Raw genomic sequence first — 21077 nt, 5'->3', positions numbered from 1 at the left:
TATCTTCCGTTTCAGTTTCCGATAAAATAGGCCTATTCCGACATAAGACCCGTAAGCATGATACGCCGCCTTTACGCCACGCTGTGGCACCTCGCCCCCTTCCTGATCCGCCGCCACCTGCGCCGCCGCGCCCTCAAATCCCCAGCCTATCTCGAGCATTGGGACGAGCGTTTCGGGCAGGCGTATCCCAATCCCGTACAACGCCCGATTTGGATACACGCCGTATCCGTCGGCGAAACGCGTGCGGCCGAACCCTTAGTCCAGGCATTGCGCCGCCATTTTCCCGACTCGCCGTTTTTGATTACCCAAATGACACCGACCGGCCGCGCCACCGCGCAATCCCTGTTCCCCGATGCGCAATGCCGTTACCTGCCCTACGACAAATCCGAATGGGTCGCCCGATTTTTAGCCGAACACCGCCCCATCTGTGGCATTTTGATGGAAACCGAAATCTGGCCCAACCTGATGCAGGGTTGCAAAGAAGCAGGCATTCCCCTCTTTTTGGCCAACGCACGCCTCTCTGAAAAATCCCAACGCGGCTACCTCAAAATCCGCAAGCTGGTCGAGCCTGCCATGCAGACTCTCTCCGGCTGCTTTGCCCAAACCGCCGCCGATGCCGAACGCCTGCACCTCATCGGCGCGTCCAATGTCCACGTCTGCGGCAACACCAAATACGACATCGCGCCCCCCGACGACTCGCGCCCGCTTGCCGTCGCCTTTAAAGAACGCATCGGCGCACGCCCCGTCGTCGTCTGCGCCAGCACGCGCGTGTACAAAGGCACAGACGAAGCCGAGCTGCTCCTCAAAGCATGGCAGGGCTACCGCGGCAATGCCTTGCTGGTCATCGTACCGCGCCACCCTGAAAACTTTCAGACGGCCTACGATACTGCCAAATCGCTTGGCTATACCGTCCAAAAACGCAGCGACGGACAACCCGTTTCCCCCGATACACAAGTTTGGATAGGCGACAGCATGGGCGAACTTGCCGCCTACTACCTCAGCGCAGACATTGCCTTCGTCGGCGGCAGCCTCGTTGATGCCGGCTGCCAAAACATCATCGAACCCATCTCCTGCCACGTCCCCACCCTCTTCGGCTACTCCAACTACAACTTCGCCCAAGCCTGCAAAGGCGCAGTCGAAGCCAAAGCCGCCGTCCGCGTCGAAACCGCCGAAGCCTGGTACAGAACCACGCGCCAATACCTCGACGACGAAACGCTGCGCCAACAGCTGATCAGCCACACTGAGCAATTCATTTCGCAACACCAAGGCGCCAGTGCCAAAATTGCCAAAGCGATTGCAGATTGTTTGAATCAGCGTTAAGAGATAAAAAGGCCGTCTGAAACCAAAGTTTCAGACGGCCTTTTCTCAACCTACAAACTTAGCGTCCTGCTTTCAACACGCGACGTGCAAACACGAACATACCGAAAACAAAAAACGCCAAGCCCAGCCATTTGGCGGCCGTATCCCAGTTTTCCAAGTTCAGGGCCAAAGGCGCATCCGAACCGCCGTTGGTTACGGAGAAGGCAATGATAAACGCCATAATCACACCGATCAGGCTCTCGCCGACAATCAAACCGGCAGAGAACAGCGTACCGATACGTTCCGCATTTTTCAGACGGCCTTCACGGTTTTCTTGACGGCTGGCGATGACGGATTTCAACACCGCCGCCAATACCGCGCCGATCACAATCGGCATATTCACAGACGGCGGCAAGTAAATGCCCATGCCCACGGCCAATACCGGCAAAGCACGCTTGCCGCCGGAAGATTTGCGCAATGTGAAATCGACCGCAATCAACGCCACGCCGATGGCCACGCCGGTGAAAATATAATCCCATTGCAGATTGTGTGAGAAAATACCTTGGGCGATGGTGGCCATCAAAGTTGCCTGAGGCGCGGCAAGGGCTTGGGCCGCATCCATGCCTTCACGCGGCATCGCGCCGGTAAAGCCGTAGGCTTCATACAAAAGCTCCAACACAGGCGAAATCACCAATGCACCGACAACGCAGCCGATAATCAGCGCAACCTGCTGTTTCCAAGGCGTCGCTTTTACCAGATAACCCGTTTTCAAATCCTGCAGGTTGTCATTGGAAATTGAAGCCACACAGATCACAGATGCGCCGCAAAACAACGTCAACGCCAGCAGGAATTTGCGGTTTGCCTCATCCGCCATCAAGCCGCCGGATTCGCCGACCAGCAGCAACACCAGCGAAATGATAACGATAGAGACGATGCCCACACCCGAAATCGGGCTGGAAGACGAACCGACCAAACCGGCCATATAACCGCAAGCCGCGGCCACTAAAAAGCCGATAATCGAAGCCAGCAGCGTACATACGACCACCAACAGCCAAGCCAAACCGCCGGAAATATGCGAGTCGCCGATAAAGTGGAAGAAGGACACGCCCAACACCAGCATCATCGCCAACACCCAGGCAATCATCGCCTTAGGCGACAAATCCTGTTCCGTGCGCTCGGTCATCTGCGCGCCGCCGAAATTACGGAAAGACAGGCGCATACCCTCGACCATCGGTTTCATCAAAGTCAACAGCGTCCAAATCGCCGCAATACCGATCGTACCCGCGCCGATAAAACGGACTTTTTCCTTCCACAAAGACATCGCAAAAGGAATCATCTCCATATCGGCAGGTTGCGGAATATGCGCCGACAGATAAGGCACGGCCACGCCCCAGGCAATCGAAATACCCAGCAAAATCGCGATACCGCCGGTCAGGCCGACCAAATAACCCGCGCCCAGCAAGGCCAAAGAAAAGCCCATCGGCACTTGGAACACCGACGCGCCGCCTTTAAACCAAAAGCTCGCGCTGTCCGCCACCACGCGCAAACCGCTTGCGCAGAAGCTCATCAAACCCGCCAGAGCGCCGCCCGACACCAATTCCTTGATACCGCTGCCGCCTTCCTGTTGGTCCGCATCATGGTCGCCGACCTTTAAAATCTCGGCCGCTGCCACACCTTCCGGATAAGGCAAATCGCTCTTCACCACCATTGCATAACGCAAAGGCACAGTGAAAATCACGCCCAAAATACCGCCGGACATACACAGCAGCGTTGTCTGCCAAAACGGGAAGCCCGCCCAATAACCGGCCATCAGCAAACCCGGCAGAATAAAAATAATACTGGAGAGCGTACCCGCGGCCGAAGCCTGAGTCTGCACCATATTATTTTCCAGAATATTGCTGCCTTTAAAAAACTTCAAAACCGCCATCGAAATCACCGCAGCCGGAATCGAAGACGCAAAAGTCAGGCCCACCTTCAAGCCCAAATACACATTGGATGCCGTAAAAATCACCGTAATCAACGCGCCGAGTATCATCCCCCGCAGCGTCAGTTCACGGAAGCTCGCATAAGGATCAACCGCCTGTTTCATAAAAAATCTTCCTGTATCAGGTAAACAATCAAAACTTTTCAGACGGCCTTTTGATACATCCATCAGGCCGTCTGAAAAGCCTCTCTTTTACCATTTTAATGAACTATCCGACTACACGCAAAAGCCCTATTTATTTTCATTTGACGCCAAACAATAAAATCATATCGATACAGACGTTTGGGGCAGTTTGACGGTTTCAGGTAAAATAACGCCAAATTCATCAACCGTTCAGAAAGCTGCCGCCATGTATTCACTCGTCCGCCCTATCCTGTTCCGTTTCGATGCAGAAAAGGCCCATCATTTCACGCTCAACAGTTTGCGTTCTATCGAAAAACTCGGCCTGCTGCCCAAAGTGGACAGCCACACTCGGCCAACCGAGCTGATGGGCTTGCAGCTGCCCAATCCGGTCGGCTTGGCGGCAGGTTTGGACAAAAACGGCGAGTGTATCGATGCGTTTGCCGCTTTGGGTTTCGGCTTTGTCGAAATCGGCACGGTAACGCCCAAGCCGCAGCCGGGCAATCCGCAGCCGCGCCTTTTCCGCGTTCCCGAACACCAAGGCATCATCAACCGCATGGGTTTCAACAACCACGGCATCGATGCGATGATCCGCAACATTGAAAACAGCCGCTTTAAAGGCATTTTGGGCATCAACATCGGTAAAAATGCCGTTACGCCGATTGAAAACGCGGCCGACGATTATCTGATTTGCTTGGAAAAAGCCTACGCCCACGCGAGCTACATCACGGTCAATATTTCCTCTCCCAATACGAAAAACCTGCGCGCTTTGCAAGGCGGCGACGAATTGAGCGCATTGTTGGAAGCCTTGAAAAACAAACAGGCGCAACTGGCGGCCGCGCATGGCAAATATGTGCCGCTGGCAGTCAAAATCGCGCCGGATTTAGACGAAGCGCAAATCGACGACATCGCCCATGTGGTCAAATCTGTGGAAATGGACGGCATCATCGCCACCAACACAACCATCGACAAATCAAGCTTGGACAGCCATCCGCTCGCAGGCGAACAAGGCGGCTTGAGCGGCTTGCCCGTTCGCGAGAAAAGCAATCAGGTGTTGAAACTTTTGGCGGAACGCATTGACGGCAAGCTGCCGATTATCGGCGTCGGCGGCGTCATGAACGGCGCGGACGCGGCAGAAAAAATCCGCTTGGGTGCCAGTGCGGTTCAGGTGTACAGCGGTTTGATTTATCGCGGCCCTGAGTTGATTAAAGAGTGTTTGGCTGCGTTGAAATGATACTTTCCTAAAAAACAAGGCCGTCTGAAATCTTTCAGACGGCCTTTTGCTATGCTTTCATTCTTCAAACAGATTGCCTTGTGCCAATAAGGTTTTGACCGGTGCGAAATCGCGGCGGTGTTCCGGCAATACGCCGTATTGTTTCAATGCGGCCAAATGTTGCGCCGTGCCGTAGCCTTTGTGGCGGTCAAACCCGTATTGCGGATAGCGTTTCGCCAATTCATACATTTCTGCATCACGCGCGGTTTTGGCCAAAACCGAAGCGGCGGAGATTTCAATAATTTTGCTGTCGCCTTTGACCACGGCCTCTGCAGGGACATTCAAATCTTTCGGCACACGGTTGCCGTCTATCCATACTTTGTCAGGCACGACCGACAACCCCTCGACTGCGCGCTTCATCGCGGCCATGGTTGCGTGCAGGATGTTCAGTTGCAGGATTTCGTCGGGATCGGCAAAGGCAATGCTCCATGCAACCGCCTGTTCCTTAATCATCTGCGCCAACATATCGCGCTTTTTTTCGCTCAGTTTTTTTGAGTCGGTCAAACCCGGCAGGTCAAAATGTTCCGGCAAAATCACTGCCGCCGCAAATACGCTGCCGACCAAAGGGCCGCGTCCCGCTTCATCCACGCCTGCGCTTAAAACCGTCGCCATTTCTTCACCGCCTGTCTGATTCAAAGCCGCCATTATATCCGCTTGCGGCAGAGAAATTCTGCAATAGTTCAAACCGTTGGGGAGCAGTTCAAATTTCATCTGCTTTACCAATCAGTTATAATTTACATCCCCACATACCCATACGTTTCACAACATGCCTGCCCAATCCGAACGCCTCCATTTTTCCGAACGCTGGCTCAACGCCTACGAACGCTACCGCTATCGCCGCCATATCCACGCCTTCCGCCTCGGCTTGGCAATCGTGTTTTCCACCCTGTTGGCCAAAGTCTTCCACTTGCAACACGGCGAGTGGATCGGCATGACCGTCTTTGTCGTCCTCGGCATGCTGCAATTCCAAGGCGCGATTTACTCCAAAGCAGTCGAACGCATGCTCGGCACGGCCATCGGTTTGGGCGTTGGTTTGGCCGTTTTATGGTTGAACCAACATTATTTGCAAGACGGCGTTTTCTTCTATCTGATTATCGGTGCCGCCAGCGCAGTGGCCGGTTGGTCTGCGGTCGGCAAAAACGGCTATGTCGCCATGCTTGCCGGTTTGACCATGTGCATGCTCATCGGCGACAGCAGCCACCACTGGCTCGACAGCGGCCTGATGCGCGCCATGAACGTTTTGATTGGTGCCGCCATCGCCATTGCCGCCGCCAAACTCCTGCCCCTGCGCTCCACCCTGATGTGGCGCTTCATGCTTGCCGACAACCTCACCGACTGCGCCAAAATGATTGCCGAAATCAGCAACGGCAAGCGCATGACGCGCGAGCGTTTGGAACAAAACATGATTAAAATGCGCCAAATCAACGCCCGCATGGTCAAAAGCCGCAGTCATCTGGCCGCCACATCCGGCGAAAGCCACATCAGCAACAATATGATGGAAGCCATGCAGCATGCCCACCGCAAAATCGTCAATACCACCGAGCTGCTCCTGACCACCGCCGCCAAACTTCGCGCGCCCACGCTCAACGAAAGCGAAATCCGCCTGCTCGACCGCCACTTCAACCAACTCCAACGCGAACTGCGCCTGACCGTCCGCCTCATCAAAGGCCATTACGCCCGCCGCATCCGCATCGATACTTCGCTCAATACCGAACTAAGCAAACCGGCTGCCCGCCTGCATTACGACTGGCAAGGCTTCCTCTGGCTCAGCACCAATATGCGTAACGAAATCGCCGCATTGGTGATCCTGTTGCAACGTTCGCGCAATAAATGGTTGGACAAAAAAGAATTGCAGCGCTTGAAAGAACACCTGCGCAACGACAACAAGCCCAAATAGGAAGAGGCCGTCTGAAAAAAAGTCTGTCGTATTTTTACCCAAACCCCACCGCAAGACAGCAAAAGGCCGTCTGAAACCCAATGGTTCAGACGGCCTTTCAATCAATCCAAGCAACAATAAATGCCGTATAAAGCAAAATCCCCTGCGATTGCAGGGGATTTTTATATTTGGTTGCGGGAGCAGGATTCGAACCTACGACCTTCGGGTTATGAGCCCGACGAGCTACCATGCTGCTCCATCCCGCGTCAGAAGTTGTAACTATACGGAAAGACAGAGTCGCTGTCAAGCGTTTTTGACAGAAAATGCGAAAAACGCCGCTTTACAAAAAACCATCCGCATGGTTTAATTTTCGTTAATAAAGAAACAGGGGTGCTGCTTTCAAACCGAGTGGCTGAGAAATACCCTTTACACCCGAACAGGATAATACCTGCGTGGGGAGTTTCGGCAAATGTGATTTTAGACGGTTGATTGAAGATATCCAAAGGCCGTCTGAAAAAAAGCAATGCTCCTGTTTCCATTTCATAACCGAAAAACAGGAGCAATTTTTTATGACTACCGCTAAAAAAACCGGCGATGAGGCGCGCCGTCTTTCCGACTTGAGCGAAGACATCGGCATCCGCTTCCAATATCCCAATTCCAACCGCGTCTATATTCCAGGCAGCCGCGCCGACATCCGCGTGCCTTTGCGCGAAATCCGTCAGGACGACACCTACTCGGCGCAAGGTACGGAAGCCAATCCGCCGATTCCAGTGTACGACACCAGCGGCGCATACGGCGATCCGGCGGCACACATCGACCTGAAGCAGGGTTTGCCACACGTCCGCACCGCATGGCTGGACGAACGCGGCGATACCGAAATCCTGCCTACCCTGTCAAGCGAATACGGCACCGAACGTGCGCACGATCCGAAAACCGCCCATCTGCGTTTCAACCAAATTACCCGCCCGCGCCGCGCCAAAGCAGGCCGCAACGTAACCCAGCTCCACTACGCCCGCCAAGGCATCATTACGCCGGAAATGGAGTTTGTCGCCATACGCGAACGCATGAAGCTGGACGAGCTTTTCAGACGGCCTGAATACGCCAAGCTCTTGAAACAACATGCAGGGCAAAGTTTCGGTGCGAATATCCCGACCCATCCCGACCAAATCACGCCCGAATTCGTGCGTCAAGAAATCGCCGCCGGACGCGCGATCATCCCTGCCAACATCAACCATCCCGAACTCGAACCGATGATTATCGGCCGCAACTTCCGCGTCAAAATCAACGGCAACTTGGGCAACTCCGCCGTCACTTCCAGCCTGACCGAAGAAGTCGAAAAAATGGTGTGGTCGCTACGTTGGGGCGCGGACACGATTATGGACTTATCCACAGGCGCGCACATCCACGAAACGCGCGAATGGATTATCCGCAACGCGCCCGTTCCCATCGGCACCGTGCCTATTTACCAAGCTTTGGAAAAAACCGGCGGCATCGCCGAAGACCTGACTTGGGATTTGGTGCGCGACACCTTAATCGAGCAGGCAGAACAAGGAGTGGACTATTTCACCCTGCACGCAGGCGTATTGCTGCGTTATGTACCGATGACCGCCGACCGCCTGACCGGCATCGTATCGCGCGGCGGCTCCATCATGGCGAAATGGTGCCTTGCCCATCATCAGGAAAACTTCCTCTACACACATTTCGACGAAATCTGCGAAATCATGAAAGCCTACGACGTATCGTTCAGCCTCGGCGACGGCCTGCGCCCCGGCTGCATTGCCGATGCCAACGACGAATCCCAATTTGCCGAGCTGCACACCTTGGGCGAATTGACCGCCAAAGCGTGGGAACACGACGTCCAAGTCATGATCGAAGGCCCGGGCCATGTACCGCTGCAACGCGTGAAAGAAAACATGACCGAAGAGCTGCAACATTGCTTTGAAGCACCTTTCTACACCCTCGGCCCGCTCGTTACCGACATCGCCCCCGGCTACGACCACATCACCTCGGGTATAGGCGCGACCAACATCGGCTGGTACGGCACAGCCATGCTCTGCTACGTTACCCCGAAAGAGCATCTCGGCCTGCCCGACAAAGAAGACGTGCGCACCGGCATCATCACCTACAAACTTGCCGCCCATGCCGCCGACCTCGCCAAAGGCTGGCCGGGTGCACAATTACGCGACAACGCCCTGAGCAAGGCGCGTTTTGAGTTCCGCTGGCGCGACCAATTCCGCTTAAGCCTCGACCCCGAACGCGCCGAGAGCTTCCACGACGAAACCCTGCCCGCCGAAGGCGCGAAAATCGCCCACTTCTGCTCGATGTGCGGCCCAAAATTCTGCTCGATGAAAATCACGCAGGAAGTACGCGACTACGCCGACAAGCAAAAAGCCCAACAGCAAGGCATGGAAGAAAAAGCGATTGAGTTCATCAAAAAAGGAGCCAAGCTTTACAGTTAAAACGTAAAGCAAGAAAAGGCCGTCTGAAAATGTTTCAGACGGCCTTTTTAGCGAATAGTCTTTAAGCCAAGCAATACGCCCTCTGGCTGCTTATTTTTCTACTCTGCGGAAATGGTGCGGACGGAAGCCGAGCGCGGCGAGGGAAACGAAGTAGAGGCCGCCGCCCAAGGCAATCAGGACGCAGAGTTGGCCTGCTTTTTTAAAGCCGCCGACGTGTACCCATTCAAACGGCAGATAAGATTGCGCCAGCCACAAACCGCCGCCCATGACGACCAAAGAAATGACCATTTTAACCAAAAACGCAGCCCATCCTTTACCGGGGCGGTAGATACCGTGTTTGCGCAAAAGGAAAAACAGCAAACCTGCATTCAGACACGCGCCCAAACCGATAGCGAGGGATAGGCCGACGTGTTTAAGCGGCGAAATGAAGGCGAGGTTCATTAACTGCGTGCAAATCAGCGTGAAAATAGCGACCTTAACGGGGGTTTTGATGTTTTGGCGGGCGTAGAAGCCGGGGGCCAATACTTTAATCATAATCAGCCCGATCAAGCCAAAGGAATAAGCAATGAGCGCGTGTTGGGTCATTTGCGCGTCGTGCAGCGTAAATTCACGGTACATGAACAAGGTCGTAACCAGAGGGAAAGACAACACGGCAAGGCCGACGGCGGCAGGCAGGGTCAGCAGCATGCACAGGCGCAAACCCCAGTCGAGCAGGCCGGAAAACTGCTCGGTATCCTGACTGGCGGCGTGTTTGGACAAGGTGGGCAATAAGATTGTACCGAGTGCCACACCCAAAACACCGGTCGGCAATTCCATCAGTCGGTCGGCGTAATACATCCACGACACACTGCCGGACTGCAAAAACGAAGCAAAAATGGTGTTAATAACCAAGGAAATCTGCGCCACGCTTACGCCCAAAATAGCCGGCGCCATCTGTTTCATTACGCGGTTTACCGCTGCGTCTTTAAAGCTGAGTTTGGGCATTTTCAAGAAGCCCAGTTTCGCCAACCAAGGCAGTTGGAACACCAGCTGCAATACGCCGCCGACAAATACCGCCCACGCCAAAGCCATAACAGGCGGATCAAAATACGGTACGAAAAACAGGGAAAAGACGATAAAAGAAATATTCAAAAATGTCGGTGTAAAGGCAGGAATACCGAATTTATGATAGGAGTTGAGTATCGAACCGACAAAAGACGACAAGGAAATCAAAAAGATATAAGGAAACGTTACCCGAAGCAGGTCGATGGAGAGCTGAAACTTATCGGCATCTTTAGCAAAACCGGGCGCGGAAACATAAATCACCCACGGCGCGGCAAGTATACCCAGCGCGGTAACGATAACCAACACAAACGACAATATGCCGGCCACATGACGCACAAATGCCTGCGTGGCTTCGGGAGAGCGGGTTTCTTTGTATTCCGCCAAAATCGGTACGAAGGCTTGGGCAAATGCGCCCTCTGCAAACACGCGCCGCAGCAGGTTGGGCAGTTTAAACGCAACAAAAAACGCATCTGTCGCCATGCCTGCACCAAACGCACGGGCGATAATTGTATCGCGCACAAAGCCCAAAATGCGCGACACCATCGTCAGGCTGCCAACCTTGGCCAAGGCTCCCAATAAATTCATGTATTTTCCTTAATTGTCTTTCAGGCCGTCTGAAAATCCGGCTTCTTCCAATACTGCCGCCGCAGCCAATGCCGCCGTATCTTTTTTCAACAACAGATGCAAGGCGTGGAAATCCTGTTCCAACGCGGCCACGGCTTCAGGGCGGTCATACCAGTCTGCCACGGCCTGCGCCAGTTTTTCAGGGACGGCATCGTGTTGCAGCAGCTCGGGAACGGCGGCTTTACCCAACAGAATATTGGGCAAACCGACATGCGGCACTTTGATTTTGTTTTTCACATACGCATAAGTCAGCGGCGAAATTTTGTAGCTGATGACCATAGGCCGCTTACACAAGGCCACTTCCAAAGTCGCCGTACCGCTGGTGACCAATACCACATCAGCAGCGGTGCAAACTGTATCCGACTGCTTGTCGGTCAACGTAATGGGAAGGGCGGCAAATTCAGGTTGCGCCAAAATTTCACTAATGCGTTTGCGCGTTGCGACCGTCGCCACAGGCAGCAAAAACCGTGCCTGCGGATAACGTTTCAGCAGCAATAAGGCCGTCTGAAAAAACACCGCCGCCATATAATCGATTTCGCTCACGCGGCTGCCGGGCAAGATGGCAAACACGGGCACGTCCGCAGGCACACCTAGCTTCTGCCGCGCAGCCGCTCTATCCGCTTCCACGGGCATGGTTTGCGCCATCGGATGACCGACAAACTCAGCCTTGCCGCCGGCGTCGATATAAAGCTGAGGCTCCATCGGAAACAGGCACAACACGCGGTTGACCTGATGCACGATTTTATTGACCCGTTCGCGCCGCCATGCCCAAACCGACGGGCTGACGTAATGAATGGTATGAATACCTGCCTGCTTGAGTTTTTCCGCCACGCCGAGATTAAAGTCCGGCGCATCGATGCCGATAAACACATCCGGCTTGAGGCGGATTAAATCGTTCACCAGCCCTTTGCGGATTTTCAAAATCTGCGGCAGGCGTTTAATGACCTCAACAAAACCACGCACCGCCAGCTTTTCCTGATCGTACAAACTCTCGAAACCCTCCGCCTTCATGCGCTCGCCGCCGATGCCGGTAAACCGCGCGTTCGGGCAACGCGCCTTAATGGCACGGATTAAGTGTGCGCCGAGCAAGTCGCCGGAAGCTTCGCCGACGCTGATGGCGATAAGGGGGGAAGGATTGGGATTCATGTTGTTGAGGTTTGGAAGCTAAAAGATTTTGTGGCGGATGTTTGCCCGCCCGTTTTCAGACGGCATCAGTAGCAAACGGACAGGAAACCTGCCTACTGCGCAGATTTTTGCAATCCAAAGGCCGTCTGAAAAAGTTTCAGACGGCCTTCAATCCATCAATCAACGGATAATGCCGCGTGTGGATTGTGCAAAAAAGTCTTTAAATACCGCCAATTCGCTTTGGGTTTCGGCACGTTTCAGAATGTCTGCCTTGGCTTCTTCAAACGGAATGCCGCGATGGTAAATGGTTTTATACACATCTTTGACAGAGGCAATCTGTTCGGCCGTGAAACCGTTGCGGCGCATACCTTCGCTGTTGAGGCCGGCCGGTTCGGCGCGGTAGCCTGCGGCCATGAAGTACGGCGGTACGTCTTTGTGTACACCGGCGGCAAACGCGGTCATGGCGTAGTCACCGATTTGGCAGAATTGGAACACCAGCGTGTAGCCGCCCAAGACGACGTAGTCGCCGATGGTAACGTGGCCTGCGAGTGAGGCGTTATTGGCGAAGATGGTATGATTGCCGACCACGCAGTCATGGGCTAGGTGGCAGTAGGCCATAATCCAGTTGTCGTCGCCGATACGGGTTTCGCCGATGCCGGTGACCGTGCCGAGGTTGAACGTCGTAAATTCGCGGATGGTGTTGCCGTTGCCGATAATCAGCTTGGTCGGTTCATCGCGGTATTTTTTGTCCTGTGGAATTTCGCCGAGACTGGCAAATTGGAAAATGCGGTTGTTTTCACCGATGGTCGTATGGCCGTTGATGACGACGTGCGGACCGATTTCGGTATTCGCACCGATTTGCACATTGGGGCCGATGATGCTGTACGGGCCGACTTTGACGCTGGAGTCGAGTTCGGCTTTAGGGTCGATGACGGCGGTCGGATGGATAAGGGTCATGCTGTCTCCTTGCTGTCTGATACAGGTATTGCCTGCAAGATGCCGTCTGAACTTTCAGACGGCCTGTCCCATTTTTACACCACGCGTTTGGCGCACATAATCACGGCTTCAACGGCAACTTGGCCGTCGACTTTGGCAACGGCGTTGAATTTGCCGATACCGCGTTTGTTGGTCAGCAGCTCGACTTCAAAAACCAGTTGGTCGCCGGGGATGACTTGGCGTTTGAAACGGGCGTCGTCGATACCGGCGAAGAAGAAGAATTCGTTTTCTTTGCGGCCGCCTTCGCTGAGGATGGCGAGTGTGCCGCACGCTTGCGCCATGGCTTCGATAATCAACACGCCGGGCATCACGGGCAGATCGGGAAAGTGGCCTTGGAACTGCGGCTCGTTCATGGTGACGTTTTTAATCGCAGTCAGGGTTTTCATCGGTTCGAACGCAGTAATGCGGTCGAGTTGCAAAAACGGATAACGGTGTGGGATAAGTTTTTGAATGTCTTTGGCTTCGATCGGGAGTTGTACGTCCATGATGTTCATCTTTCCTTGTTTGTATTGGGTTTAAACGTATTCGGATGCGGGGCGCGGACTGTTTGCGCCGCCTTTAGGCTTCGTCGCTGTCGGCAAGCTGTTTTTCCAGCGTTTTGATGCGTTTGTTCATTTCACTCAAACGGTGGATATAAACGGCATTGCGTGCCCAGTCTTTGTAGCCCGACATCGGGAAAATACCGGCCAAATGCTGGCCGCTTTCGGTAATGCTGTGGGTAACGGATGTACCGCCGCCGATGGTGGTTTTATCGGCGATTTCGATGTGTCCGACCGTGCCGACACCGCCGCCGATAATACAATAATTGCCGATGGTGACGCTGCCGGAAATACCGGTTTTGGCGGCGATAACGGTGTGCGAACCGATTTTGCAGTTATGGCCGATTTGGACTTGGTTGTCGATTTTGGTGCCGTTGCCGACGGTTGTATCGCTCATTGCGCCGCGGTCGATATTGGTGTTCGAACCGATTTCCACATCATCGCCCAGCGTGACTGCGCCGGTTTGTGGGATTTTAAACCATGAATCGCCGGCGAAGGCCAAGCCGAAACCGTCCGCGCCGATGACGGCGCCGCTGTGGATTTCGACACGGTTGCCCAAAGTGCAGCCGTAATAGATGACGGAGTTGGGATGCAACACGACTTCATCGCCCAACGTGCAATCGTGTTGGACAACGGCATTCGCCAAAATACGGCAGCCTTCGCCCAATACGGCATTCGCTCCGATATAGGCATTCGCGCCGATTTCGCAGCTTGCCGGTACTTTGGCGCTTGCCTCGACAACGGCGGTCGGATGTACGCCGCCCTGTGCTTTGACAATCGGCGAGAACAATCGTGCCACTTTGGCAAAATAAAGATAAGGGTCGGCAGCCACAATCAGGTTGCGGCCTGCAAATTCGTCTGCGGCTTTCGGTGACACAATCACTGCGCCTGCCTGACTGTCGTGCACTTCGGCTTTGTATTTCGGGTTGGCCAAAAAGCTGATGTGTTCTGCCTGCGCCTGATCCAACGGACGGACGGCGGTAATGGCGATGTCTTCGCCTTTCCATTCGCCGCCGAGTTGGGAAACGATTTGGGACAGGGTGTATGCTTGTGAAGTCATGATAATCTGCCGTCAAGATGTCAGGCCGTCTGAAAGATGCCGGTTTGGATTTCAGACGGCCTTAGGTTTGTCTGTATGGTCACATTCGCTGCCGAGCAGGGTCAGTGTGCGTTTAGGGCTTTGATAACGCTGTCGGTAATGTCGTAGCGGCCGTTGACGTAAATCACGTCCTGCAAGATGAAGTCGTAACCTTCGCGTTTGGCTAAATCGACGATGACGCGGTTGGCATTTTGCTGGAGCGCGGCGAATTCTTCATTGCGGCGCAGGTTGTAGTCTTCTGCCAACTCCGCCTGCTGCTTGCGGAATTTTTGTACCAGATTACGCCATTTTTGGGTTTCCGCTTCCCTTTGGCTGTCGCTGAGTTTGTCGCTACTCAGTTTTTGCTCCAAAGCCTCGCCTTCCTGCTGCAGCTTTTGCAAGGCGGTTTGACGGCTTTTGAACTCTTTTTCCAAAGTCATCTGAATGCTTTGCGCCTGCTTGGATTCCTGATAAACGCGCTCGGTATTGATAAAACCGATTTTCTGCACGCCATCCGCCGCTGCTTGCGGCAACAGCACGAAACCCGGCAGGGCTACGGCGAGGACACGGAGGGTGTCGGCTATTTTACTCATGATAAAAATCCTTGCTTGAAAACAAACGGGCGGTTTGCAATAAGCTTGCCGCCAATCTGCCATGAGGCCGTCTGAAACGGACAAACCCGGTTTCAGACGGCCTAAACATCATCAGAATGTCGTACCGAGTTGGAATTGGAAGCGTTGGATTTCGTCGCCTTCTTTTTTCTTAATCGGATAAGCATAACTGAACTTCATCGGACCCAGCGGAGAAAGCCAAGTCACGGCAGCACCGGCAGAGTAACGCAATTCGTTTTTGAATGTCGATTTGTGCGTTGTGCCTACGCCATACACGTTTTGGGACGCGTGATTGGTGTAATAAGTATTGCTGCTGCTGTCGTTGTAGGTTTTGTCATCCCACACGCTGCCCGCATCGGCAAACAGGCTCAGACGGACGGTACGAGAGTCTTTAATGCCCGGCATCGGGAAGAGCAACTCTGCGGAAACGTTGGCTTTTTTGTTACCGCCGTAGCTGATTTTCTCGCCGTATTCGTCATAGACTTTCGGGCCCAGCGTACCGCTTTCAAAGCCGCGGACGGAGCCTAAGCCGCCGCCGTAGAAGTTTTCAAAGAACGGCATGGTTTTGGTTTTGCCGTAGCCGTTGCCATAACCGACTTCGCCACCCAGCATCAATGTGAAATCTTTGCTCAACGGGAAGAACCAAGTTTGGTTGTGGGTCAGGGTGTAGTATTGCAGGTCGCTGCCCGGCAAGGCGATTTCGCCGTTTACGCCGGTCAGGTAACCGTGGGTCGGCCACAAGGCATTGTCGGTTTTGTTGCGGCCCCAGCCGATAGTACCTTTGTACAACCAGCCTTTGAAGTTACCCACGCCGCTGCCGTCGCCTTTACCGTATTGGTTGATAAAGTCGGCATAGCGTTTAGGCGCGCCTTTGTAGGTGTTCACGGTCAGACGCTCTGCGGCCAAACCGAAGTTCACACGGTCATATTCGGTAACCGGAATACCGATACGCAAACCGCCGCCGAAAGTTGTGGTTTTATATTGTTTCGCGCTGGAAGAAGCTTTACGCGGGTCGTAAGACTTGCCGTAAAGGTCGTAGCCCAAGCTTACGCCGTCAGGTGTGAAATATGGGTCGGTAAACGACAATGAGCCGTTTACTGTGGTTTTACTGCGGGAAGCGCGCAGGGCAACGGATTTACCCGTACCGAACAGGTTGTCTTGAGCCACACCGGCAGACATTACCAAACCGGTATCCTGAACCCAACCTGCGCTCAAGTCGAGCGAGCCGGTAGAACGTTCGGTCAGGCTCATGTTCAAGTCAACTTGGTCGGGCGTATTGGCCACAGGAACCGCATCAAATTGAACGTTGTCGAAGTAGCCCAACAACTCAACGCGCTCTTTAGAACGTTGCAGTTTGGCAGAGTCGTAAGGCGCCGATTCCATTTGGCGCAACTCGCGGCGGATGACTTCGTCACGGGTTTTGTTGTTGCCGGTAATGTTGATTTCGTTTACATAGATTTTGCGGCCCGGTTGAACGGTCAACACAAAATCAACGGTATGCGTTTCTGCATTTGGAATCGGTTGGACATTGATTTCGCTGAATGCGTAACCTGCCTGACCCATGCGGTTTTGAATGGCTTCGAGCGAATTGGACATTTGCGCGCGCTCGTACCATTTGCCCGGCTTCATGGTCAGCAGTTTTTCCAAATCTTCTTTCGGCACTTCCAGCGTATCGCCTTCGATGCGTACATTGCCCCAGCGGAAGCGGTCGCCTTCGCTGACGGTTACTTTAATGGTCTGCTTGGTTTTGTCTTCGTTGGTTTGGATATCGGTATCCAAAATACGGAAGTTGAAGTAGCCGTTGTTTTGGTAGTAATTGGTGATTTTTTCCATGTCCTGAGCAAATTTTTGCTCATTGAACTGGTTGCTCTTCGTGATCCAAGTCCACATGCCGCCTTCGCTCAGGGACATTTGTTTCATCAAACGGCGGTCGGAATAAACTTCATTGCCCTCAAATGAAATATCGGTAATCTTGGTAGATTTGCCCTCTTCGATGGCAATATCGATAGACACGCGGTTGCGGGCGAGTTTGGTTACGGTCGGAGTGATTTGGACAGACTGTTTGCCACGGCTCAAATACTCTTCTTTCAAGCCGGCAACGGCTTGGTTCAGCGTTGCTTGGTTGAAGTATTGGGATTGCGCCAAACCGAAGGCTTCAAGGTTTTTCTTGATGGCATCGTTTTGCAGCATTTTCGCGCCGGTAATATTGAGCGAGCTGATGGTCGGACGCTCAATCACGGTCAGCAGGACTTGATTGTCCATGGTTTCGACGCGTACGTCGTCAAAGAAACCGGTTGCGTAGAGTTTTTTGATGATTTCTTCACTGCGCGCATCATTGAAATTATCACCGACTTTAACGGGCAGGTAGTTGAAGACGGTACTCGGCTCGGTGCGTTGCAGGCCTTCGACGCGGATGTCCTGAATGGTAAAGTCAGCCAATGCCATTGGCGACAGGCTCAATACCATTAAAGCGGAAGCAATCTGGTTCAGTTTCATAAATTATCCAAACAAACGGTTGATGTCATTAAAGAAAGCCACAGCCATCATCAAAAGCATGGCTGCCAGTCCGAAGCGCAGGCCGACTGCCTGTATGCGCTCGCTCAAAGGCTTTCCGCGTATCCATTCGGCGGTATAGAAAACCAAATGTCCGCCGTCTAAAACGGGTATGGGCAAAAGGTTCAACACGCCTAAGCTGATGCTGACCAAGGCCAGAAATTCAAGATAGCTCTGCAATCCATGTTTTGCGGATTGTCCGGCGACATCGGCAATGGTCAGGGGGCCGGAAATATGGTTCAAAGAGGCATTGCCTGTAACCAGTTTTCCGAAAAATTTGAGGGTCGTCCACGAATAGTTGACGGTTTTGTTCCAACCCAATTCAAAGGCTTGGGCAACGGAAGGCGTATAACGGTAGCGGATGGTTTTATCCCACTCTTTATCCGCCTGGGCAGCAAGCCCTGCCCTACCGACCAACACGCCAGCCGACTGCTCGACGCTGTCCGGCCGGATAGCGGTCGCCAGTATTTTACCGTCGCGCTCGTAAGTCAGCTCGATTCGTTTGCCGGGGCTGGCGCGGAAGAGTTCCGTCCATGCCTGCCAGCTCTCGATGGGCTTTCCATCGGCGGTCAGCAGTTTGTCGTTTTCCTTCAAACCTGCTTTTTCGGCCGGACTTTTGGCCAAGACTTTGCCGATACGGTTAGTAATTCTAAAAGGCAAAAGGCCGATGTTGCCTTGGCTTTTCGCAACTTTACCTGCTTCAGGCGTGCCGGCGGCATCAATTATGCGGATGGCTTGGGTATTTGAGGCCGTCTGAACAGCAACTTTTACAGGGCCGGCTTCAAGGTTCAACACCATCTCGGTTTGCGCATCGCTCCAGTCTTTAACGGCGATTCCGTTAACCGATACAATTTTATCGCCTGCCTGAAAACCTGCTTTGGCGGCAATACTGCTAGGCTCGACCATGCCGACATAAGGGCGCAACTCGGTCACGCCGAAGGAAAAGCTCAAACCGTAAAGCAAAACGGCCAAAATCAAATTGGTCAAAGGGCCGGCGGCGACAATAGCGATGCGCTTGGCCGGATGCTGCTTGTCAAAGGCGTAGGGCAAATCTGCTTCCGCTACCTCGCCTTCACGCGTATCGACCATTTTAACGTAACCGCCTAGCGGAATCGGGGCAAGACACCACTCGGTATCGCCGCGTTTCCGGGTAAAAAAGGGCTTACCGAAGCCGACGGAAAAGCGCACGACTTTAACGCCGCACCAGCGGGCAACAATATAGTGTCCGAACTCATGCAGGCTGACCAAAATCAGAATGGCGACGATAAAGGCTAAAAAGGTTTGCAAAAAAATCCCCTGAGTGGAATGTGATAATCAACGGATAAGGCCGTCTGAAAACCGATTATAAAGGCAGTTGTTCCATTTTGTCTGCCTAAATGCCAAGCGGTTGACGTTTCAGACGGCCTGTCATTGAAGCTTTACTGTTTGCCGATAAAGGCTTCTGCCTGCCTGCGTGTTTGCGCGTCTTGCGCCAGCAGGTCTTCAATATCGTGACGGCCGTCTGAAAAATCTTGGGCAAGGCAGTGGGCAACAACTTTGGCAATATCGGTAAACTTGATGCGTTTATCTAAAAAAGCGGCCACAGCAACTTCGTTTGCGGCGTTTAGCACGCAAGGTGCGGCGCCGCCTGCATTCATGGCCTGATAGGCAAGTTTCAGACATGGGAAACGGTCAAAGTCAGGCTTTTGAAAGGTCAACGCGGACAATGCACCGAAATCCAGCTCGCCCACGCCGGAGTCGATACGTTCAGGCAGACCCAAACAATAAGCAATCGGCGTACGCATATCGGGATTACCCAACTGCGCCAATACCGAACCATCGCGATAACGCACCATGCTGTGTATCACGGATTGCGGATGGATGACGACTTCCAGTTTTTCCGGCGGACAGTTAAACAGCCAATGCGCCTCAATCAACTCCAAGCCCTTATTCATCATTGACGCGGAATCGACGGAAATTTTGCGCCCCATGCTCCAATTCGGATGCTTAACCGCCTGCTCGGGCGTAATGCTGTCAAATGTACTTAAATCGGTATTAAGGAACGGCCCGCCCGATGCGGTCAGGATAATCGAATTGATACCGTGCTCATTCAGACGGCCTGTGTAATCCCTTGGCAATACTTGGAAGATGGCGTTGTGTTCGCTGTCAATCGGCAAGACGGTGGCGCCGTTTTGACGGGCGGTTTCCATAAACAATGCGCCGGAAACCACCAGTGTTTCTTTGTTTGCCAGATAAATGGTTTTGCCTTTTTGAGCGGCGGCCAAAGCCGACGGCAAACCGGCCGCGCCGACAATGGCACACATCACGCCGCTGACTTCATCGGCAGAGGCGACATCAATCAAGGCTTGAGAACCATATAAAACCTGCGTACTGATGCCTTCTTGTTTGAGTTTCTTTTCCAGCTCGGCCGCATGGCCGGCATCGCCGACAACGGCATATTCCGGGCGGAACTGTTTGCATTGCGCCGCCAGCTTGTCCACCTGCCTATGCCCTGCCAGTGCGAACACGCGGAATTTTTCGGGATGGCGGGAGACAACGTCTAAAGTGCTTTCGCCTATGCTGCCGGTACTGCCTAATATGGTCAGAACTTGTTGTGTCATGGTGTGTTCTTTAGTGTGCTGTGCAAACGGTATTCATTGTGTTTGAAATAAATTTCTTTGCCGTTTCCAATTTTCAGACGGCCTTTTGCCTCCCAGCTGAAAAGGCCGTCTGAACGAATTACTCAATGCCGTATTCGATGGTAACAACCAGTCGGACTTGTTTGCCGACGGTGCTTTTATCGTAAGAGCCGCCGTACTCGTCGTCCTCGCTGCTGCCGGTGTCGGCATAGATGTTGAACGAGCCTTGCGAAGCAGAACGCATGGCGCCCACTTTGCCGCCGCCGGTTTTGGCAAATTCGGCCGCGCGTTTCTGCGCGTCCTCCGTCGCCTGCGTGATCAAATCGCGTTTGATGGTTTCCAAATTGCCCAGCAAATATTGCGGATTGTCGAAGCGGATGAATTCGTTTTGTGCACGGAAATTCAAAATGGCGCGCTGGGCGGCTTGGATTTTGTCCAGTTTTTTGGTGTTGACCACAATATTGAGGTCGCCGTCGTAGCCGTTGGGCGTGCGGGTTACGTTGCCTAATTCGTCACGGGTTTCATTGAAAACGCGCGACACTTCAGGCAGGCCCACTTTCATTTCAGCCGCCGTAAAGCCTTGCTCACCCAAAAACTTAGACAGCTTCTTGCGTCTTGCCGTCAGCAAATCCAAAACTTCCTGATAGCTCTCGCCGTGCGCGTTCACGCCCGTATTCCACGTTGCGCTGTCGGATTGGAAGTTTTTCTCCGCCAAACCTTTTACGGTAATCGTCCCCGGTTGGCGCAGATTCTTAAACTGCACGCCCAAAATAAACGCCGCAGCCATCAATCCCAGTGCCAACAATACGCCCAAGATTGATAAAGATGAAATCTGTTTTTGTTCGGACACAATCAGCTCCCCTAACCATGTGAGACAG

At 53.3% G+C, this 21077-nt stretch carries 16 protein-coding genes, 1 tRNA gene and 1 riboswitch; of the genes, 4 read left to right on the top strand and 13 right to left on the bottom strand.

The features are described from left to right. Positions 1-57 precede the first annotated feature (57 nt). Complete coding sequence (gene waaA / locus ACTHR7_RS06260; protein WP_107768635.1) at positions 58-1320, top strand: lipid IV(A) 3-deoxy-D-manno-octulosonic acid transferase; 1263 nt, start codon at positions 58-60, stop codon at positions 1318-1320. Positions 1321-1378: 58 nt separating this feature from the next. On the opposite strand, the gene ACTHR7_RS06255 is transcribed toward waaA, so the two are convergent. Further along, complete coding sequence (locus tag ACTHR7_RS06255) at positions 1379-3388, bottom strand: OPT family oligopeptide transporter (protein WP_107811092.1); 2010 nt, start codon at positions 3386-3388, stop codon at positions 1379-1381. 244 nt (positions 3389-3632) lie between these two features. Here ACTHR7_RS06255 and ACTHR7_RS06250 point away from each other — a divergent pair, with 244 nt between their 5' ends. Then, positions 3633-4637, top strand: coding sequence for a quinone-dependent dihydroorotate dehydrogenase (locus ACTHR7_RS06250; protein ID WP_070461070.1), 1005 nt, complete (start codon positions 3633-3635; stop codon positions 4635-4637). Between the two features lie 57 nt (positions 4638-4694). On the opposite strand, the gene rnhB is transcribed toward ACTHR7_RS06250, so the two are convergent. Then, positions 4695-5288 carry a ribonuclease HII gene (gene rnhB / locus ACTHR7_RS06245; protein ID WP_063068644.1) on the bottom strand — a complete coding sequence of 198 codons (594 nt, stop codon included), beginning with the start codon at positions 5286-5288 and terminating at the stop codon, positions 4695-4697. Positions 5289-5442: 154 nt separating this feature from the next. Here rnhB and ACTHR7_RS06240 point away from each other — a divergent pair, with 154 nt between their 5' ends. Then, complete coding sequence (locus ACTHR7_RS06240) at positions 5443-6573, top strand: FUSC family protein (protein WP_440370526.1); 1131 nt, start codon at positions 5443-5445, stop codon at positions 6571-6573. 168 nt (positions 6574-6741) lie between these two features. On the opposite strand, the gene ACTHR7_RS06235 is transcribed toward ACTHR7_RS06240, so the two are convergent. Beyond that, a tRNA-Met gene (locus ACTHR7_RS06235) sits at positions 6742-6818 on the bottom strand. Between the two features lie 110 nt (positions 6819-6928). Further along, positions 6929-7028, top strand: a riboswitch (TPP riboswitch). A 93-nt stretch (positions 7029-7121) separates the two neighbouring features. On the opposite strand from ACTHR7_RS06235, the gene thiC reads away from it, so the two are divergent. Beyond that, on the top strand, positions 7122-9011 hold the full coding sequence (gene thiC / locus ACTHR7_RS06230; protein ID WP_440370525.1) for a phosphomethylpyrimidine synthase ThiC: 1890 nt from the start codon (positions 7122-7124) through the stop codon (positions 9009-9011). A 90-nt stretch (positions 9012-9101) separates the two neighbouring features. On the opposite strand, the gene murJ is transcribed toward thiC, so the two are convergent. From murJ to ACTHR7_RS06180, 10 genes are all read right to left on the bottom strand, one after another. Then, positions 9102-10640, bottom strand: coding sequence for a murein biosynthesis integral membrane protein MurJ (murJ, locus tag ACTHR7_RS06225; RefSeq protein ID WP_107868218.1), 1539 nt, complete (start codon positions 10638-10640; stop codon positions 9102-9104). Between the two features lie 9 nt (positions 10641-10649). Continuing rightward, complete coding sequence (lpxB, locus tag ACTHR7_RS06220; protein ID WP_107868219.1) at positions 10650-11825, bottom strand: lipid-A-disaccharide synthase; 1176 nt, start codon at positions 11823-11825, stop codon at positions 10650-10652. Positions 11826-11984: 159 nt separating this feature from the next. Then, positions 11985-12761, bottom strand: a complete 777-nt coding sequence (gene lpxA / locus ACTHR7_RS06215) for an acyl-ACP--UDP-N-acetylglucosamine O-acyltransferase (protein WP_003681706.1) — start codon at positions 12759-12761, stop codon at positions 11985-11987. Between the two features lie 74 nt (positions 12762-12835). Then, complete coding sequence (gene fabZ, locus ACTHR7_RS06210; protein ID WP_003681704.1) at positions 12836-13285, bottom strand: 3-hydroxyacyl-ACP dehydratase FabZ; 450 nt, start codon at positions 13283-13285, stop codon at positions 12836-12838. Between the two features lie 73 nt (positions 13286-13358). Beyond that, positions 13359-14399: a UDP-3-O-(3-hydroxymyristoyl)glucosamine N-acyltransferase gene (gene lpxD / locus ACTHR7_RS06205; RefSeq protein ID WP_308881945.1), complete on the bottom strand. Its 1041-nt coding sequence runs from the start codon at positions 14397-14399 to the stop codon at positions 13359-13361. Positions 14400-14500: 101 nt separating this feature from the next. Beyond that, on the bottom strand, positions 14501-15010 hold the full coding sequence (locus tag ACTHR7_RS06200; RefSeq protein WP_128582396.1) for an OmpH family outer membrane protein: 510 nt from the start codon (positions 15008-15010) through the stop codon (positions 14501-14503). A 111-nt stretch (positions 15011-15121) separates the two neighbouring features. Continuing rightward, on the bottom strand, positions 15122-17524 hold the full coding sequence (bamA, locus tag ACTHR7_RS06195) for an outer membrane protein assembly factor BamA (RefSeq protein WP_440370524.1): 2403 nt from the start codon (positions 17522-17524) through the stop codon (positions 15122-15124). 3 nt (positions 17525-17527) lie between these two features. Next, positions 17528-18868, bottom strand: coding sequence for an RIP metalloprotease RseP (gene rseP / locus ACTHR7_RS06190; protein ID WP_293206674.1), 1341 nt, complete (start codon positions 18866-18868; stop codon positions 17528-17530). A 131-nt stretch (positions 18869-18999) separates the two neighbouring features. Beyond that, positions 19000-20181 carry a 1-deoxy-D-xylulose-5-phosphate reductoisomerase gene (gene ispC / locus ACTHR7_RS06185; protein WP_070695244.1) on the bottom strand — a complete coding sequence of 394 codons (1182 nt, stop codon included), beginning with the start codon at positions 20179-20181 and terminating at the stop codon, positions 19000-19002. Positions 20182-20299: 118 nt separating this feature from the next. Next, complete coding sequence (locus ACTHR7_RS06180; RefSeq protein ID WP_003747899.1) at positions 20300-21049, bottom strand: SIMPL domain-containing protein; 750 nt, start codon at positions 21047-21049, stop codon at positions 20300-20302. Positions 21050-21077: the final 28 nt, after the last annotated feature.

This window comes from Neisseria sp. P0007.S010, assembly GCF_051962875.1.
GTDB classification, from domain to species: Bacteria; Pseudomonadota; Gammaproteobacteria; order Burkholderiales; family Neisseriaceae; genus Neisseria; species Neisseria subflava_A.
The sequence above is the reverse complement of the archived record's forward strand: the minus strand, read 5'-3'. Positions and strand labels throughout refer to the sequence as shown.